The organism is bacterium (assembly GCA_035703895.1).
In the GTDB taxonomy this organism is placed as follows: domain Bacteria; phylum Sysuimicrobiota; class Sysuimicrobiia; order Sysuimicrobiales; family Segetimicrobiaceae; genus Segetimicrobium.
Genome location: DASSXJ010000077.1, coordinates 1 through 14,386 on the forward strand (window position 1 = coordinate 1; position 14,386 = coordinate 14,386).

Annotated in this window: 14 protein-coding genes; 3 read left to right on the top strand and 11 right to left on the bottom strand. The window is 63.5% G+C overall.

All coding sequences use genetic code 11. From position 1 onward, the window contains the following. Nucleotides 1-206 (bottom strand): LLM class flavin-dependent oxidoreductase (locus tag VFP86_05405; protein HET8999063.1); only part of this gene is annotated, 206 nt, incomplete at its 3' end. 285 nt (nucleotides 207-491) lie between these two features. Between VFP86_05405 and typA the strand changes: the two genes are divergently transcribed. Next, complete coding sequence (gene typA / locus VFP86_05410) at nucleotides 492-2,324, top strand: translational GTPase TypA (protein HET8999064.1); 1,833 nt, start codon at nucleotides 492-494, stop codon at nucleotides 2,322-2,324. Between the two features lie 83 nt (nucleotides 2,325-2,407). Here typA and VFP86_05415 read toward each other — a convergent pair whose 3' ends face one another. Both VFP86_05415 and VFP86_05420 read right to left on the bottom strand, forming a co-directional pair. Further along, on the bottom strand, nucleotides 2,408-3,358 hold the full coding sequence (locus VFP86_05415; protein ID HET8999065.1) for an aldo/keto reductase: 951 nt from the start codon (nucleotides 3,356-3,358) through the stop codon (nucleotides 2,408-2,410). Between the two features lie 68 nt (nucleotides 3,359-3,426). Then, on the bottom strand, nucleotides 3,427-4,605 hold the full coding sequence (locus VFP86_05420) for an FIST N-terminal domain-containing protein (protein HET8999066.1): 1,179 nt from the start codon (nucleotides 4,603-4,605) through the stop codon (nucleotides 3,427-3,429). Between the two features lie 209 nt (nucleotides 4,606-4,814). Here VFP86_05420 and VFP86_05425 point away from each other — a divergent pair, with 209 nt between their 5' ends. Continuing rightward, on the top strand, nucleotides 4,815-5,351 hold the full coding sequence (locus tag VFP86_05425; GenBank protein HET8999067.1) for a carboxymuconolactone decarboxylase family protein: 537 nt from the start codon (nucleotides 4,815-4,817) through the stop codon (nucleotides 5,349-5,351). 26 nt (nucleotides 5,352-5,377) lie between these two features. Here VFP86_05425 and VFP86_05430 read toward each other — a convergent pair whose 3' ends face one another. From VFP86_05430 to VFP86_05465, 8 genes are all read right to left on the bottom strand, one after another. Continuing rightward, nucleotides 5,378-6,535, bottom strand: coding sequence for a mandelate racemase/muconate lactonizing enzyme family protein (locus VFP86_05430; GenBank protein HET8999068.1), 1,158 nt, complete (start codon nucleotides 6,533-6,535; stop codon nucleotides 5,378-5,380). An 8-nt stretch (nucleotides 6,536-6,543) separates the two neighbouring features. Then, nucleotides 6,544-7,491 carry a U32 family peptidase gene (locus tag VFP86_05435; GenBank protein HET8999069.1) on the bottom strand — a complete coding sequence of 316 codons (948 nt, stop codon included), beginning with the start codon at nucleotides 7,489-7,491 and terminating at the stop codon, nucleotides 6,544-6,546. Between the two features lie 8 nt (nucleotides 7,492-7,499). After that, nucleotides 7,500-8,303: an IclR family transcriptional regulator gene (locus VFP86_05440; protein HET8999070.1), complete on the bottom strand. Its 804-nt coding sequence runs from the start codon at nucleotides 8,301-8,303 to the stop codon at nucleotides 7,500-7,502. Between the two features lie 12 nt (nucleotides 8,304-8,315). Beyond that, nucleotides 8,316-9,191: a carbohydrate ABC transporter permease gene (locus VFP86_05445; protein HET8999071.1), complete on the bottom strand. Its 876-nt coding sequence runs from the start codon at nucleotides 9,189-9,191 to the stop codon at nucleotides 8,316-8,318. A 9-nt stretch (nucleotides 9,192-9,200) separates the two neighbouring features. Further along, nucleotides 9,201-10,148: a sugar ABC transporter permease gene (locus VFP86_05450; GenBank protein ID HET8999072.1), complete on the bottom strand. Its 948-nt coding sequence runs from the start codon at nucleotides 10,146-10,148 to the stop codon at nucleotides 9,201-9,203. Between the two features lie 39 nt (nucleotides 10,149-10,187). After that, on the bottom strand, nucleotides 10,188-11,456 hold the full coding sequence (locus VFP86_05455) for an ABC transporter substrate-binding protein (GenBank protein ID HET8999073.1): 1,269 nt from the start codon (nucleotides 11,454-11,456) through the stop codon (nucleotides 10,188-10,190). A 51-nt stretch (nucleotides 11,457-11,507) separates the two neighbouring features. Next, a complete protein-coding gene (locus VFP86_05460) occupies nucleotides 11,508-13,004 on the bottom strand; it encodes an alpha-L-arabinofuranosidase C-terminal domain-containing protein (GenBank protein ID HET8999074.1) in 1,497 nt (498 codons plus the stop codon). A 220-nt stretch (nucleotides 13,005-13,224) separates the two neighbouring features. Beyond that, a complete protein-coding gene (locus VFP86_05465) occupies nucleotides 13,225-14,049 on the bottom strand; it encodes a hypothetical protein (GenBank protein HET8999075.1) in 825 nt (274 codons plus the stop codon). A gap of 103 nt (nucleotides 14,050-14,152) precedes the next feature. On the opposite strand from VFP86_05465, the gene VFP86_05470 reads away from it, so the two are divergent. Then, a partial coding sequence (locus VFP86_05470; GenBank protein HET8999076.1) for a hypothetical protein occupies nucleotides 14,153-14,386 on the top strand: 234 nt, incomplete at its 3' end.

A 14,386-nucleotide genomic window follows, 5' to 3' on the forward strand; every position in this document is an offset into this window, starting at 1 on the left:
ATGCCGGTTGTCTCGACCCCCACGCGCGCGAGCAGAACTTCGGGCGCCGGGCTGGCGAAGCCAGACGTGCCGTGGTGTTCGGCGATCCAGTACCGCTCGTAGCCGAGCCGATCGGCCAGCCGGGCGAGGTCGATGGTGTTACGCAGCGCGTCAGCAGGTGTCGCACCGGCGGGCACCGGGGACTGATCGACGATCGAGAGCTTCAAGCCTTGCCTCCTCCCTTGACACGAGCGGGCCATCGCGGCCCGCATCATGCCGGAGCACGCTTACATCCTTCATACTTCTACGATAATGGATGTCGAGGCCTGTCCGACGAGGCGAATGACGATTCGTTGCATTTCCCATCGAGAGAAACTATGCTGAACCCAGTCTTTTCGCGGGTGCACTTTTGCCTCGTCGTACGCGGCTTCCCCGAAGGGAACATATCTAGGGCAGGAGTGTCATGAACCGGTAACGGGCCGATACTTCGAGAAGACTGAGGAGTTACGTATTTGACGAGAGCGATTCGTAATATTGCGATCATTGCGCACGTGGACCACGGCAAGACCACACTGGTCGACGGCATGCTGAGGCAGAGCGGCACCTTTCGGGCCAACGAAACCGTGGTGGAACGTGTGATGGATTCCAATGAGCTCGAGCGCGAGCGCGGCATCACTATTTTGGCGAAGAACACAGCCATCTACTATCATGCCACCAAGATCAACATCGTCGATACTCCCGGGCACAGTGATTTTGGGGGCGAGGTGGAGCGCGCCCTGAAGATGGTGGATGGCGTGATGTTACTGGTGGACGCGAGCGAAGGCCCTCTTCCTCAGACCCGATACGTGTTGAGCAAAGCCCTCGAGGGCGGCCTGCCGCCGATCCTGGTCATCAATAAGATTGACCGTGGCGATGCACGCCCGCAGCAGGTGCTGAACGAAGTGTACGATTTGTTCATCGATTTGGACGCGAAAGAGGACCAACTCGATTTTCCCGTCTTGTACACCAACGCCAAGGCCGGCACCGCCTCGACCAGCATCGCTCAAGCCGGACACGACCTGGGTCCGCTGTTTGAGGCGATCGTCCGCACTGTTCCGCCGCCCGGTGGAGAGGCCGCCGCCGTCCTGCAGGTCCTGGTTGCCAACCTCGATTACAGCGATTATCTCGGCCGCATCGCCATCGCGCGCGTCTTCAATGGCACTCTCAAGGCAGGCGAACAGGTTGGTATCGCAAAGATGGATGGCTCACTACCCCGGACGCGGGTGACCAAGTTGTTTTCGTTCAGCGGACTCAAGCGGGTGGAGATTGAGTCCACCGAATTGGGCGACATTATTGCGGTCGCGGGAGTCGAAGGCATTGCCATTGGCGACACCATCACCGATGCGGAAGCGCCGGCCCCATTGCCCCGCATCGTGATTGACGAGCCGACTATCGCGATGCAGTTTACCGTGAACAGTTCGCCCTTCGCCGGTCTCGAGGGCACGTATGTGACCTCACGCGACCTGCGCGAGCGCCTGGAGAAAGAGCTGCTCACCAACGTTTCGCTGCGTGTGGAACCTACCGATAGTACCGATGCCTTCAAGGTCATGGGCAGAGGCGAACTCCATCTCGCCATCCTCATCGAAACGATGCGGAGAGAGGGATACGAGCTGATGGTGGGCAAGCCGGAGATCGTGACCAAAATGCTTGACGGCAGGCTCATGGAACCTATGGAGCGTGTCGCCATTGACGTGCCCGAGAACTTTGTCGGTGTGGTGGTGGAGAAACTGGGCGCCCGCAAAGGACAGATGACGAACATGCACAACCACGGCTATGGACGGGTGCGCCTGGATTTTCGGGTGCCCAGCCGCGGACTCATCGGCCTGCGGAGCGAGTTGCTCACCGACACGCGCGGCACGATCGTCATGAATTCGCTGTTCGATAGCTATACGGAGTGGATGGGCGAGATTCCCCGCCGCCCCACGGGTACGCTGGTGGCCGACCGGGCGGGTGTGACGACGGCCTATGCCCTTTACAATCTGCAGGAACGCGGCGAGCTCTTTGCCGCACCCGGTATCGATGTGTATGAGGGGATGATTATCGGCGAAAACTCGCGCGACAACGATCTGGACGTCAACGTCGTGCGAGAAAAGAAGCTCACCAACATGAGGGCGTCAACGGCCGACATCGCCATCCGCCTCGTCCCATTCCGGGCCCTGAACCTGGAACAGGCGATTACATTTATTGCGGACGACGAGTATGTGGAGGTGACGCCAAAATCCCTGAGACTGAGGAAGAAAACCCTACAGTCAAACCTCAGGCCCAAAAAGAATGCGGTGCCCGCGACTGTCCAGAAAGCCGACTAGTTTTTCGCGTACATCAGATCCCGGGACGCGACCTTTGGTGTCCCACGTCTTGACGCCGTCCGGCGGCCGCCTGTACCGCCGCGCTAGGCGCTTGCCTTGTTTAGCTGCTCGATCGATCCAGCATCGAGTTCGAGCCGGGGCGCCGCCATCAGTTCGTTCAACTGCTCCACGCTCGTCGCGCTGACGATGGGCGCGGTCAAGCCGGGACGCGCCAGCAGCCACGCCAGCGCGACCGCCGTGGGGGTGGAACGATGCTCCTGCGCGACCTCATCAAGCGTGCGCAGAATCTGAAACCCTCGTTCGTTGTAGTACTTGCGTTTTACACCTTGGCCGCGCGCGCTCTTCGAGACGTCGCCGTCGGTGCGGTATTTCCCGCTCAGAAATCCGCTCCCCAAGGAGGAGTAACTGATCACGCCCACACCCTCGGTCCGGCACAGCGGCTCGAGGGCCCCCTCGTAACCGGTCCGGTCGTAGAGATTGTAGAGCGGCTGCAGGCTCTCATACCTGGGGTACGCGTGCTGTTTGCTGACCTGCAGGGCCTGCGCGAGCCGCTCCGCGGTGTAGTTTGAAGCGCCGATCGCTCTGACCTTGCCCTGGGCGATCAGGTCGGCATAGGCGCCCAGGGTCTCCTCGAACGCAGTCTCCGCATCATCGATATGGGATTGATAAAGATCGATATAATGGGTCTGCAGCCGCCTGAGCGAGTCGTCCACGCCGCTCATGATATGGGTGCGGGACAACCCCTTCCCCTGCGCGCCCATGTCCGACCCCACCTTCGTGGCGATGATCACTTTCTCCCGATTCCCACGCTGCTTCATCCACCTGCCGAGGATGGTCTCGGACTCGCCCCCCTGATTCCCTGGAGCCCACTTCGCATAGACGTCTGCGGTATCGACGAAATTCATTCCCGCCCCCAGGAACGCGTCGAGCAGTCTGAACGACGTCGGCTCGTCCGCCGTCCAACCGAAGACGTTCCCCCCGAAGCACAGCGGGGAGACCTGCAGCCCCGACGTACCGAGTTGACGCCACTTCATCATGGTGACCCTCCGTCTCCTGAGTCCTGCCGCAACAGCCACACAACCGCCAATGGTACCGTCTCTGCCTACTTGCGAACTACGAGGGCGATGCTTGCAGTGTATCCATGCAGGAAATTCCGCGAACCCACCGGCCCGACCTCGCCGTTGCAGAAGAAGCCTGCCAGGGGAATGGGGCCGAGTCGGTCGGCTACCGCCCGCGCATCATGGTCGGGCGTCCCGAACAGTCCGGCACCGCGACCGTTGCAGGAGCACAAAAGCGCCCCGAGAGGCTGTTGTCCCCCAAGATCGGCCTTCGCCGCCGCGAGCAGTTCTCGCAGGTCTTCGTCGGCGGCCACGCGGTCCCGGACCTGAAATTGCAGCGTCTGCCCGGGCCGCGGAATCGCCCCCACGGTGACGGTGCCACTCTCTGCATCCGCGCCCAGAACGTTGCGGATCAGAAAGTCGCCGCGATGCAACTCCTCGCGATATTCGTCCATGGCCAGGCCGACGAACAAGTTGCCCCGGGCGCGCTGCTGTACCTCCCGTGGCAACGCTTGCACCGTCTCCAAAAGCACCTCGTAGGCGGCGCGCCGGGCGATCGTTTCGATCACGTTTCCGGTCGCGCCCGTGATGGTCCATGCTTCGCCGATTGGAGTACACCCCTGCGAGACGATCGTGCGCACTCCATATGCTCCCCCGAGGGCGATGGCGACGGCGCCGCGATCGTACACCTCATCGTTGAGAAACACATGGGTGCGCCGGAGGCGGAGGTCGCCTGAGGCCATTCCACCCACCATCGGGGTTCCGGGATAGGCCTCTCCCCACGCGACCAGCAAAGTCTCGGCGTCCAGGGTGAAGGGGTCGGCAAACAGGAACCAGGCCGTGACGTCATCGGGCGACACACGAGTCATCCCGCGCCAGGCTTCCGGACCGCGGTACTGCTCGAGAGTGCTCTGCGTGAGGCGGACGGGGCGCAGGACCGCTCCCGGCAGGGAAAACGTCAGGAGGGCGAGGGCGGGCTGGCCCTCCACCTCCCGGCCGGTGCCGATAACCCCCTGGCTTGAGCAGCCGATGAGCAGACGGGCCTGAGTGGCTCGGCGTGCACCGGCGACCAACTCAGGAAATTCCTCCGCATAGTCCGAGCTGGCGAAGAGAAAGGCCAGGTCGATGGTCTCACCGCTCGGGGCAATCGGCATCAGAGTCGTCGCTTCGGCGAGTGCATCCTGCCAGGTAGGCTGTTGGCCGATGGCCGCCGCTGCTCTCATCCCGGAACCGCCTTCAGAGATCCTCTGCAATGGTCGCTACGCCTCCCCAATGGCTCGCTGTAGGCGTTCGCGTGCGAGGGCAACGTGTTCGTGTCTAAGAAGATCATATGCACATCTGTGCCCGCGTTCAAGCGGGTGGGCAGGATCCCATTCTGCTTCAGGGAAGCTCCAGGTGTCTCGCGATAGCCTGGCGTGGGGAGGAAGTGACAATGGCGCAGCTTCCATATGTGATGGAATCGGCGGGGATCTCCCCTGAGCTCCGATCGATCTACGACGACATTATCAAGCTTCGGGGAGGTGTTCTGAACCTCTACCGGATCCTCGCCAACCAGCCGCCCGCATTACGCGCCTTCATGTCCATGTCTCGTTACGTCCGCGACCAAAGCTCGCTCCCACCGCAACTACGCGAGCTTGCCATTCTCGTTACGGCGTATGGCTTGAATGTCGAATACGAGCGCGTGCACCATCTTGCCGCAGCTCGAAAGGTCGGCGTACTAGAAACCAAACTCCGGGATCTCGCCGCGTGGCGGAGCAGTGATGCGTATGAACCGATAGAACGGGCCGTGATGGCGTATGCTGACGAGGTTGCAGTCTCGCGACACGTACGCGATTCGACGGTCAATGATTTGCGCCGGTACCTCTCGCCGCAGGAGGTTGTCGACCTTGCGATCACGGTTGCGTGGTACCATTTCTGTGCGGCTCTGATCCTTCCGCTGGGTGTCGAGATGGAAGGGACCTCCACATGAACGCAGCCGTCCCGCGCGGTGGGGGGTTACGAAACCGTTTTCGACTGACGCCGCTGCCAGTCCTCGGAGAACAGGTTAAAATGCTGACGCCGATACGGATGGGCCAGCAGCACCTCTTCGTTGAGCGTCACGCCCAATCCGGGTCCTGACGGGAGCGGGAAGTAGCCGTCTGTCACAGCGGGAAGCCCGGGTGCGGCCTCCGTCACGAACGGCTCGGCGAAATCGTTGAAGTACTCCTGAATCTTGAGGTTCGGTGTGCACGCGGCGAGGTGGAGGACCGCGGCCGTGCCGACCGAGGCGCCCACGTTATGCGGCGCGAGCAGCACACCGTGGGCCTCTGCCATCGCCGCAATCTTCTTCGTCTCCAGCAGGCCGCCGCAGTGGGTGAGGTCGGGCTGGAGGACGTCCACGGCGTCGAGGGCGAGCAGGTCCCGAAACGCCGAGCGCGTGTGCAGACGCTCGCCGGTCGCGATGGGGATCGCGGTGTGGGAGGAGACGCGGACGAGCGCGCCGGGCTGGTCCGGCGGCACCGGCTCCTCTATCCACCCGGGCGCGAAGCGCTCAAGATCGCGTGCCAGCGCGATCGCCTGGGCCGCCGTGAACCGGCCGTGCATCTCGATCAACAGCTCGACGTCGGGTCCGACGGCGTCCCGTACCGCCTCGACGAGCGCGACGGATGTCATGTACTCGTCGCGCGTCAGCTCACCGGCGCCGGCGCCGAACGGGTCGAACTTCATCGCCCGGTATCCACGGTCGACGACCCGGCGGGCGGCCTGCGCGAACTCCTCCGGGGTGCGCGCCACTTGGTACCAGCCGTTCGCGTACGCTTTGATTCTGTCGCGGCACGCCCCACCGAGAAGCCGGTAGATCGGCTGGCCGAGGGCTTTGCCGATCATGTCCCAGCAGGCCATCTCCACGATGGCGAGCGCGGTCATTTCGGTCGCGCCCGGGATCTCGTAGTCGTCGCGCGTGATGCGTAGGACCAGATCCTCGACGTTGAACGGGTCGCTCCCCAGGACGTAGCGATGCGCGATGGCGTCGAGGTGGGCGGCAACGGCTTCCTCGCGGTTGACCGGGCGTGCTTCGCCGATCCCCTCGAGGCCATCGTCGGTTCGCAGACGGGCGAAGACGAAGTTCCGCCACGCAGACCCCATCACGTAGATCTTCAGGTCGGTGATCTTCACGGCGGCCTCTAGCGGGCTGTGGCGGTGGCGACCGCGGGGATGCCCAACCCCGCCGCCCCCCGGCTCGACGCGACGAGGTCCGGGGCGTACCGCCGGATCAGGTCCGTGCCCAGCTTGGCGCGCCGCACCCGCTCTCGTGTGAGGGCGATCGTCGTCGCCTCCAGGTGCGTACCACTCGGGTAAATGTTCGGGGCGTTCCGCAGGCCAAACTTGACATACACCGGCGCTGCGACGCGGATGATCTCTGGGATTTCGTAATGGCGAATGAATCCACCGAGGTCGTCCGGGGCCTCGACGTAAATGTCGAGCGGGATGTCCACCGCCTGGCGGATCGCGGCGATCTGCGCCAGCGTGAGATCGGTCGGGATGTTGTAGGTCCCCGCCCCAAGCCGCGCCATCACCGCAACGGCGGCGGGGTTCGCGCTGCCCATCATAACCGAGACTTTCAACACCAGGTCCCGCGGCAACTCGGACGCCCGGACCATTTCGGCAAGGACCCAGAGCAGGCCCTCGTCGGCAACCAGAACGCTGCGGATTCCCAGCGCGCACGCGCGCCGCACGTCCTCAACGGCATACACGAGCTGATCCGCGCCGCGGATGCGCGGCGCCACGGCGCGCCCGGCGGGCGAGGCCGCCGTCGCGCCGACGTCCCAGGCCGCGCGCGGCCCCACGAAGAGGCTCACCTCCATACCCCGGGCGCGGCCCAGGCCGGCCATCTCGGCGATCTCGTCGTCGGTCAGCAGCATGATCCCGCTGCCCTGCGACACGCGCTGGATCTCGACGCCGTGCAGGTCGGCCGCCCCGATGACCGCCCGCATCGCCTCGGGACCCTCGCAACTCGGGATCTCGATCCGGTATTGGGCGCCATCAGGAAACCGCTTGGCGGAGGTGGGCAACGCGTGCGCGTCGCCCATCGGAAGCCCTAGGCGAGATAGAAATGCGCGTGTCCGTTCCATCCTCTCCTTCACCCTCCAGACGTCTGCAGCACGCCACGGGCGGCGCGGGGCAGAAACCCGAGCCGGCGCGACACGTCCTGCGCCCCCTGCTTCACCAGCGCGGCCAGTTCCTCCCGCCGCTTCGGTCGCATCCTCGTGATCGGGACGGAGATGCTCATCGCCGCGGCCACCTGACCCTCGCGATCGTGCACCGGCGCGGCCACACAGCGGACGTCGATGTTGGATTCGCAGTCGTCAAATGCCAGACCGCGGACACGAATAACCGCCAACTCACGGCGCAGGCGGGGCAATGATGTGATGCTATTCGGGGTCATGGAGGCGAGTGACTTTGATCTGCCGTACCGGGCGATCAGCTCCCGCTCCGGTAGCCCCGAGAGGAGCATCTTCCCAACCGCAGTGCAGTGGGCCGGGAGCCGGCGTCCCACCGCCGAGACCATTCGGATCGCCTGCGTGCTGTCCACTTTGGCAATATACACGACCTCCGTCCCATCAAGGACAGCAAGATGCACGGTTTCATTGCACACCGCTGAGACCGCACGGGCCACCTGGCGGCCCTCCCGAGGCAAATCCAGGCCGGCCGCATACGCGCTCCCTAACTCGAACACCCGCAACCCAAGCACGAACTTGTGCGGCTGATCATCGAGCGCGCGCAGGTACCCTCGACAGACGAGCGTGCGGACCAGGTCGTGGGCGGTGCTCCGCGGAAACCCTAGACGCGCGGCCACTTCAGGCACGGACCATGGACGCGCCTCACTCAGAAAGGCCTCGAGAATATCAAACGCCCGGGTCACCGCAGGGACGAGTCTCGGCATGCGCGCCACCGGTCAGTCCTTCATCCCCGTCAGAGCCACACCCTGAATGATCTGGCGCTGTGCGAGAAAGAACACGATGATCAACGGCAGCGCGCTGACCGTCGCGCCCGCCATGACGATCCCGTACTCCACGCGGTACGATCCGAGCAGCCGGGCCAGGGCGACCGGCAGGGTCATCATTTCGTTGCTGCTGATCGCGATGAGCGGCCACGTGAATTCGTTCCAACTCCTTAGGAAGGTGAAGATCCCCAACGCTGCAAGCGCGGGCTTGACCAGCGGCAGGGCCACCCGGGTGAAGGTCATGAACGGTCCGGCGCCGTCGATCTTGGCCGCGTCCTGAAGATCGCGGGGCAACGCGAGGAAGAACTGGCGCATGAGGAAGACGCCGAAGGCCCGCGAGAGCCCGGGGAGGATCAGCGCGTGGTAGCTGTTCAGCCATCCCACCCCCTCGAACATCAGATACAGGGGGACGAGAGTAATCTGGAGAGGCACCATGAGGCTCGCGACGATGATCCCGAAGACCACGGCCCGCCCCCGGAACTGCAGCCGCGCCAGCGCATACCCCGCCATCGCATCGATGATCAGCGTGAAGAGCGTCTCGCCGGTTGCCACAACGGTGCTGTTGAAGAACGCCCGGGCGATGTTCGCCGTCCGGCTCGTTGTCAGCGCAGTCCCGAAGTTCTCGGTGGTGGGGTGGACGGGCAGCCACTGGATCGGCAGCCGGATGATCTCGGACTCGGGCTTGAGCCCCGTCAAAGCGATCCAGGCCAGCGGCAGGAGCCAGAGTGCCGCCAGGGCCAGCAGCAGCACGAACGTCACGGCGGGGAGGATCGGAACCTGCACCCTCACTCCGCGCACCCGAGGGACCCGATTGACCAAGACGGCCAAGTCGTCCTCCTAGTACTCGGTGTGACCCGACAAGAATCTGAACTGCGCCAGGCTGAAGACCAGGATGATCAAAAAGAGCACCCACGCCGCGGCTGATCCCTCGGCCATGCGCTGCTGCACGAACGCGGTCTCATAGACGTGTTGGATGACGGTGCGCGTGCTGTCACCGGGCCCCCCGTTGGTCATCACGTAGACTTGGCCGAAGATCTGGAACGACGCGATCACCTGGATGACGACGACGAACAGCATCGTCGGCCGCAGCAACGGCAGGGTGATCGCCCAAAACTGGCGCCACCCCTCGGCCCCATCCATCCGCGCGGCTTCGTACAAGTGCGAGGGAATGTCCTGCAGGCCGGCCAGGAACAGGACCATGTTGTAGCCGGACGTCCACCACACCGTCGCCAGGACGACGGCGGCCATGGCCAGGCCGGGATTCGCCAGCCACACGGGTGGGTGGACTCCCAACTGCTTGAGGTAGAAGTACACCGGGCCGAAGTTGGCGTCCAGCAGCCACCACCAGCAGATGCTGACCACGGAGACCGAGAGCGTGAACGGCAGAAAGAAGGCCCCGCGGAGGAAGTCCCGCAACAGCACCCCTCGGTTCAGCGCCACGGCGAGCAGGAGCGGGAGGGCGATGAGCACGGGTGTGCTCTCCAGCACGAATGCCACCGTATTCTTCACGCTGGTTTGGAACTTGGGATCGGTGAGGACATAGGAGAAATTCTCCCACCCGATCCAGTGGATGCGCACCGATCCGAGGCGGTAGTCGGTAAAGCTCAGGTACAGACCATAGACGGATGGCGCCACCATGAACACAAGGAAGGCCAGCACGTAGGGGGCGAGCATGAGGTGGGCGGTCCACGCCTCGTGTCTCCGCTCAGCGGACAGCACAGGGTGAACCGCGGCCGGCCGGGCCGCAGGAGGGACCGATCGGTCCGCGACGCTCGGCACTCTCACCCGAGACCCCTTCGTCGACTCACGGACTCCGCCGGCGCGCTAGACTCGAGCCCGCTTGATCTCCGCGTTCACCGCCTCGAGCGCCTCTTTCGGCGTCGCGTTTCCCAGGAAGATCTTCTCGAGAGCGACGGGCAGGGTGCTCTCCTCGACCAGGATTTTCGGGGCCGCGGGCATGAACCGCCAGACCGGGGTGTCCTCGACCAGGATCGCCTGCTTCCTGGACTGGAATCCCGGCGTCTTTGCGAGCGCAGTCCGCGCGGGGATGTGCCCGCCTTGCGTCCAGGCGAGGCTGTGGTCGCTGATCCACTTGATGAACCCAATGGCGGCTTGGCGTTTCGTCTCGTCCGGCCTCCTCTGGGCGGGCAGGTAGAACTGGTGGGACCCGGCCCACACCGCTCTGGTCTTGAACAGCCGGGGCGCGTGCGCCACCGTGAAGTCCATCTTCGCCGAGACGAACGCCGGGATGTTCCAGTCGCCGTGGATCACCATGCCGAACTTGCCTGTGCGGAACGCGTCCGCCGTGCTGGTGATCCCCTCCGCCGTGTAATGGTATTTCTTGTTCAAGTCCTGGAGGAACTGCGCCACCTCCAGCGCCGCCGGGCTGTTGAGGGTCGGTTCGCCGGCCGCGTCGAAGAGGTCGCCGCCGTTCTGCCAGAGGAACATCTGGTACGCCCACGGAGCGCCCCGCTGTAGCCACCCCGTCCCGTATTGGTCGCCCTTGGTGAGGGTTTTCGCGGCCGCGAGGTACTCTTCCATTGTCCCTGGGACCTTGGGTTTGTTCCCATCCCACAAGCCCGCGGCCTTGAACATGGGGTTGTTGATGTACATGCACATGCAGTGGATGTCCAGCGGCACAGAGTAGCGCTTGCCCTTGTGGATTCCCCCCTCCCAGGCCTTGGGGTTGAAGTCCTTCTGCTGGAGATCCAAAGTCTTGAGGTCGGCATCCGTGAACTCCGTCACGGCACCGACCTCTACGTACCGGGGCACCTCATACGTGTGCATGATCGCGACGTCTGGTCCCTGCCCGGCCGGCACTGCCGTGAGCATCTTAGTGTGAAAATCGGTCCACGCCATCTGCTGCTGCTCGATTTTGACGTTTCGGTTCGCGGACATGAAGTCGTTGACCAGCCCCTCCATGACGCGGCCGTCCGGGCCGGTGAGCCCGTTCCAAAAGTTCAGGGTCACATTCGGGGCGGCGGTCACCGTCCTCCGCTCCGTGCGCCACAGGCCCCCCGCCACCGCCGCGGTGGACGCTCCGGCCACTTGGAAAAACCTTCGCCTGGTCATTCCCCGTCTCGCGTCCGTCATCTCATTCCCTCCCTTCATCTGCCTCCTCTGGCAACCGTTCCCTCCACAGGTTCAGCCAATGGGCAACCGCATTATCGTCACCGAGTGCGCCGGAAACCCATAGGTGAGATGGTGGCCACCGCCCCCCTCAACGCGCCGTTCCCGCACGTCGACCGCCTTGGGGTGCTCAAACGAGTTCACGGCTCTGGGGTCCTCGCCGTTCACTTCGTACACAAGGACCGGTGTGCCGATCGCTCCGTTCTCCACCTGGATTGTCGTGGCGATGGCGCGGCCGCGGTCGCGGTTCACAACCGCCAGGCTGACCTCGCGTCCCTCGACGTCGCAGGTCGCCGTCGCGTCCAGCAACGCAAACGGGCCTAGGTCCGCGACCCGGTGAGGACGAACCGACTCGTCCTCTTCCCCGGGGGCGAATGTGTAGGCATCACACTCGACGTGGACGTCGAGGGCGATGTCGCGGGTGTGCTCGGCATACAGGCGGAACGGATGATAGATCGACTGCAAAAACAGCCCACGGGGGGTGGTCATGATCGGGGCGATGACGTTGACCAGCTGCGCCACGTTGGCCATACGCACGCTGCGGCAGTGTCGAATGAAAATGTTGAGAAACGTCGCCACCGCCAGGGCGTCCGAGAGATCGTAGCGCTCCTCGAGGCCCGACCGGCGCGCCTCGGGGCTCCGCTCCCGGTACCAGACGTTCCATTCGTCATAGGCGATGTAGATCGGATGGTCAATGCGCTTCTCATAGCGGACGCGTTCGATCATCGCTTCGCAGATGCGGAGGGCGCGGTCGGCCTGGTGCGGATGGAACACGTTCGTGTAATAGTGATCGCTTCCCGTATAAATATGAATCGAGTGGTAGTCCACGATGTCGGCAAGCCCTTCCACCACGATGCGATCCCAATCGTTCCACCCCTGCTGTCCGCAGCTCACCAGCTGGATGCTTGGGTCGGTCCACTTCATCATCGCGGCGAACTGCCGGGCTTTCTTGACATAGTCCTCGGCGCTGAGCGAGCCGATCTGCCACTTCCCATACATTTCGTTGCCCAGCCCCCAATACTTCACGGCGAACGGCTCCGCGTGCCCGTGCTTTCGGCGCAGATTGGCCCAATGCGTGTTGCCGGTGCCGTTGCAGTACTCCACCCAGGCCTGCGCCTCATCCATCGTCCCCGAGCCCATGTTGACCACGATGAACGGGTCGGTCCCGAGGGACCGGCAATACTCGATGAACTCGTCGGTGCCGAATCGGTTTGGTTCCTCCCCGCCCCAGGCGAGTTCGATCCGGCGGGGCCGCCGCTCCACGGGGCCCACGCCATCGACCCAGTGGTACCCACTGACGAAATTCCCGCCCGGCCAGCGCAGCACCGGCATCCGGAACGGACGCAGGACCTCAAGTACATCCCGGCGGAACCCGTGGGCATCGCTGAGGGGGGAGCCCTCTTCGAAGATCCCACCGTAGATGCACCGCCCCAGATGCTCGATAAAACCGCCGAAGATGCCGCGGTCGACGGTCCCGATTTTCCGGTGTGGATCCAGCGTGATCCTCGCCACGTACGCCTCCGATCTCCGGCGTCTGCGGTGTCCGAAATATCGGACGCCCTACGGGATTTCGAATAGGTTGCCCGGGGCGCTGGGAAAATCCTGCCCGCGGCGTTCCCGCCACGATTCGAGACTGATGGAAACACGGGATAGAGAAGTAGACCCACGCTTTACGAGGGCGACTGTGTCTATGGAGCTTTAATGCGTTTAGCTATCTCACCAATGTGCTTGCTCAAGCGCTGTCGGCACATGACGTATTTGCCGCCGCCTGGATCGCCTCATTCAGTGTCAGAAACAGCCGTTCCGACATTCGAACGTATTCGACCTGGGCCTCCCCCTGGAACGCCATGTCGTTCCAGGAACCCATGCCGCCGAACACCCAAGCCGATTGGCACGCGTCCAGCAGCCACGTCGCGAGCGGCGGCAGGCAACCATCGGGGGCCAAGTCCTTGTGATAGCCATATCGTTTCTCTCCCCGAGAATCGAGCATTTCAATGGCCTGTGAAAAGCAACTCGTGAAACCTCCACAATTGTGCCGTTCGGAAAACTGGCGAATGTCCGCGAGGGCGGTGCGAAAGCGGCCTGCCAACGACTCCAGGTCCACTGATGTTGCCGAAGATCGCGCTTCTGAAACGCGGCGATAGGAGACCCGCCAGATCCGACGTTCGGGGGCATTCTGATTCCAAACCTCCCACCGCGACAGCCAGATCGCGCTCTTCCTATTTTGCCGGATCGCCTCCATCGTCCATATCCCGCCGCCCCCAACCAATCCGGCCGACATTCTATCTGGAATCTTCGGATGGTTCTGCGGCGTGCGCAACAAACGGATCGCGGAAACATTGGCCGCTTTCAAGTACGCAAACCATGCGTCGGGGCTGTTGGCGACCTCCTCCTCTCGAATCCTGCCCCAGAGGGCCTTCGACACACCAAAAAACTTGATCCAATCGCAGAACGAACAGGTGGAGTTGCTCGGGAAAAACGGAGGAACGATTCGCCCCTGCAGGAATGCATTGGCGTGAGAGGTCAGGGCCACAAATTGCGCTACGGGGCCGTTCATTGTGGTCTTCACCCACTAGTGGAAGGCATGGCGCACCAATAAATATAGTGAAACGTTGCCCGCAAAGGATATGTGCACCTCCTGGCAGTAATGGATGGACCCGATGACGGTGGAACGGGAGGCGGCCATGATCCTGGTGCACCAGCGTTATTTCGCCAAACCCGGGCTGCGAGAAAAAGTGCTCGAGACGCGCGTCGCGGCCTCGCGCCGGCTCGCGGCCCTCGGCGTGCCCACCGGGCGGATTTGGGTGCCCGTGCCGCCCGAGGCCGGCATCGAACAGGCCGATGTCCCGGACGTCATCTGGGAGTGCACGTACGCCGGTTTAGCCGAGCGGGAA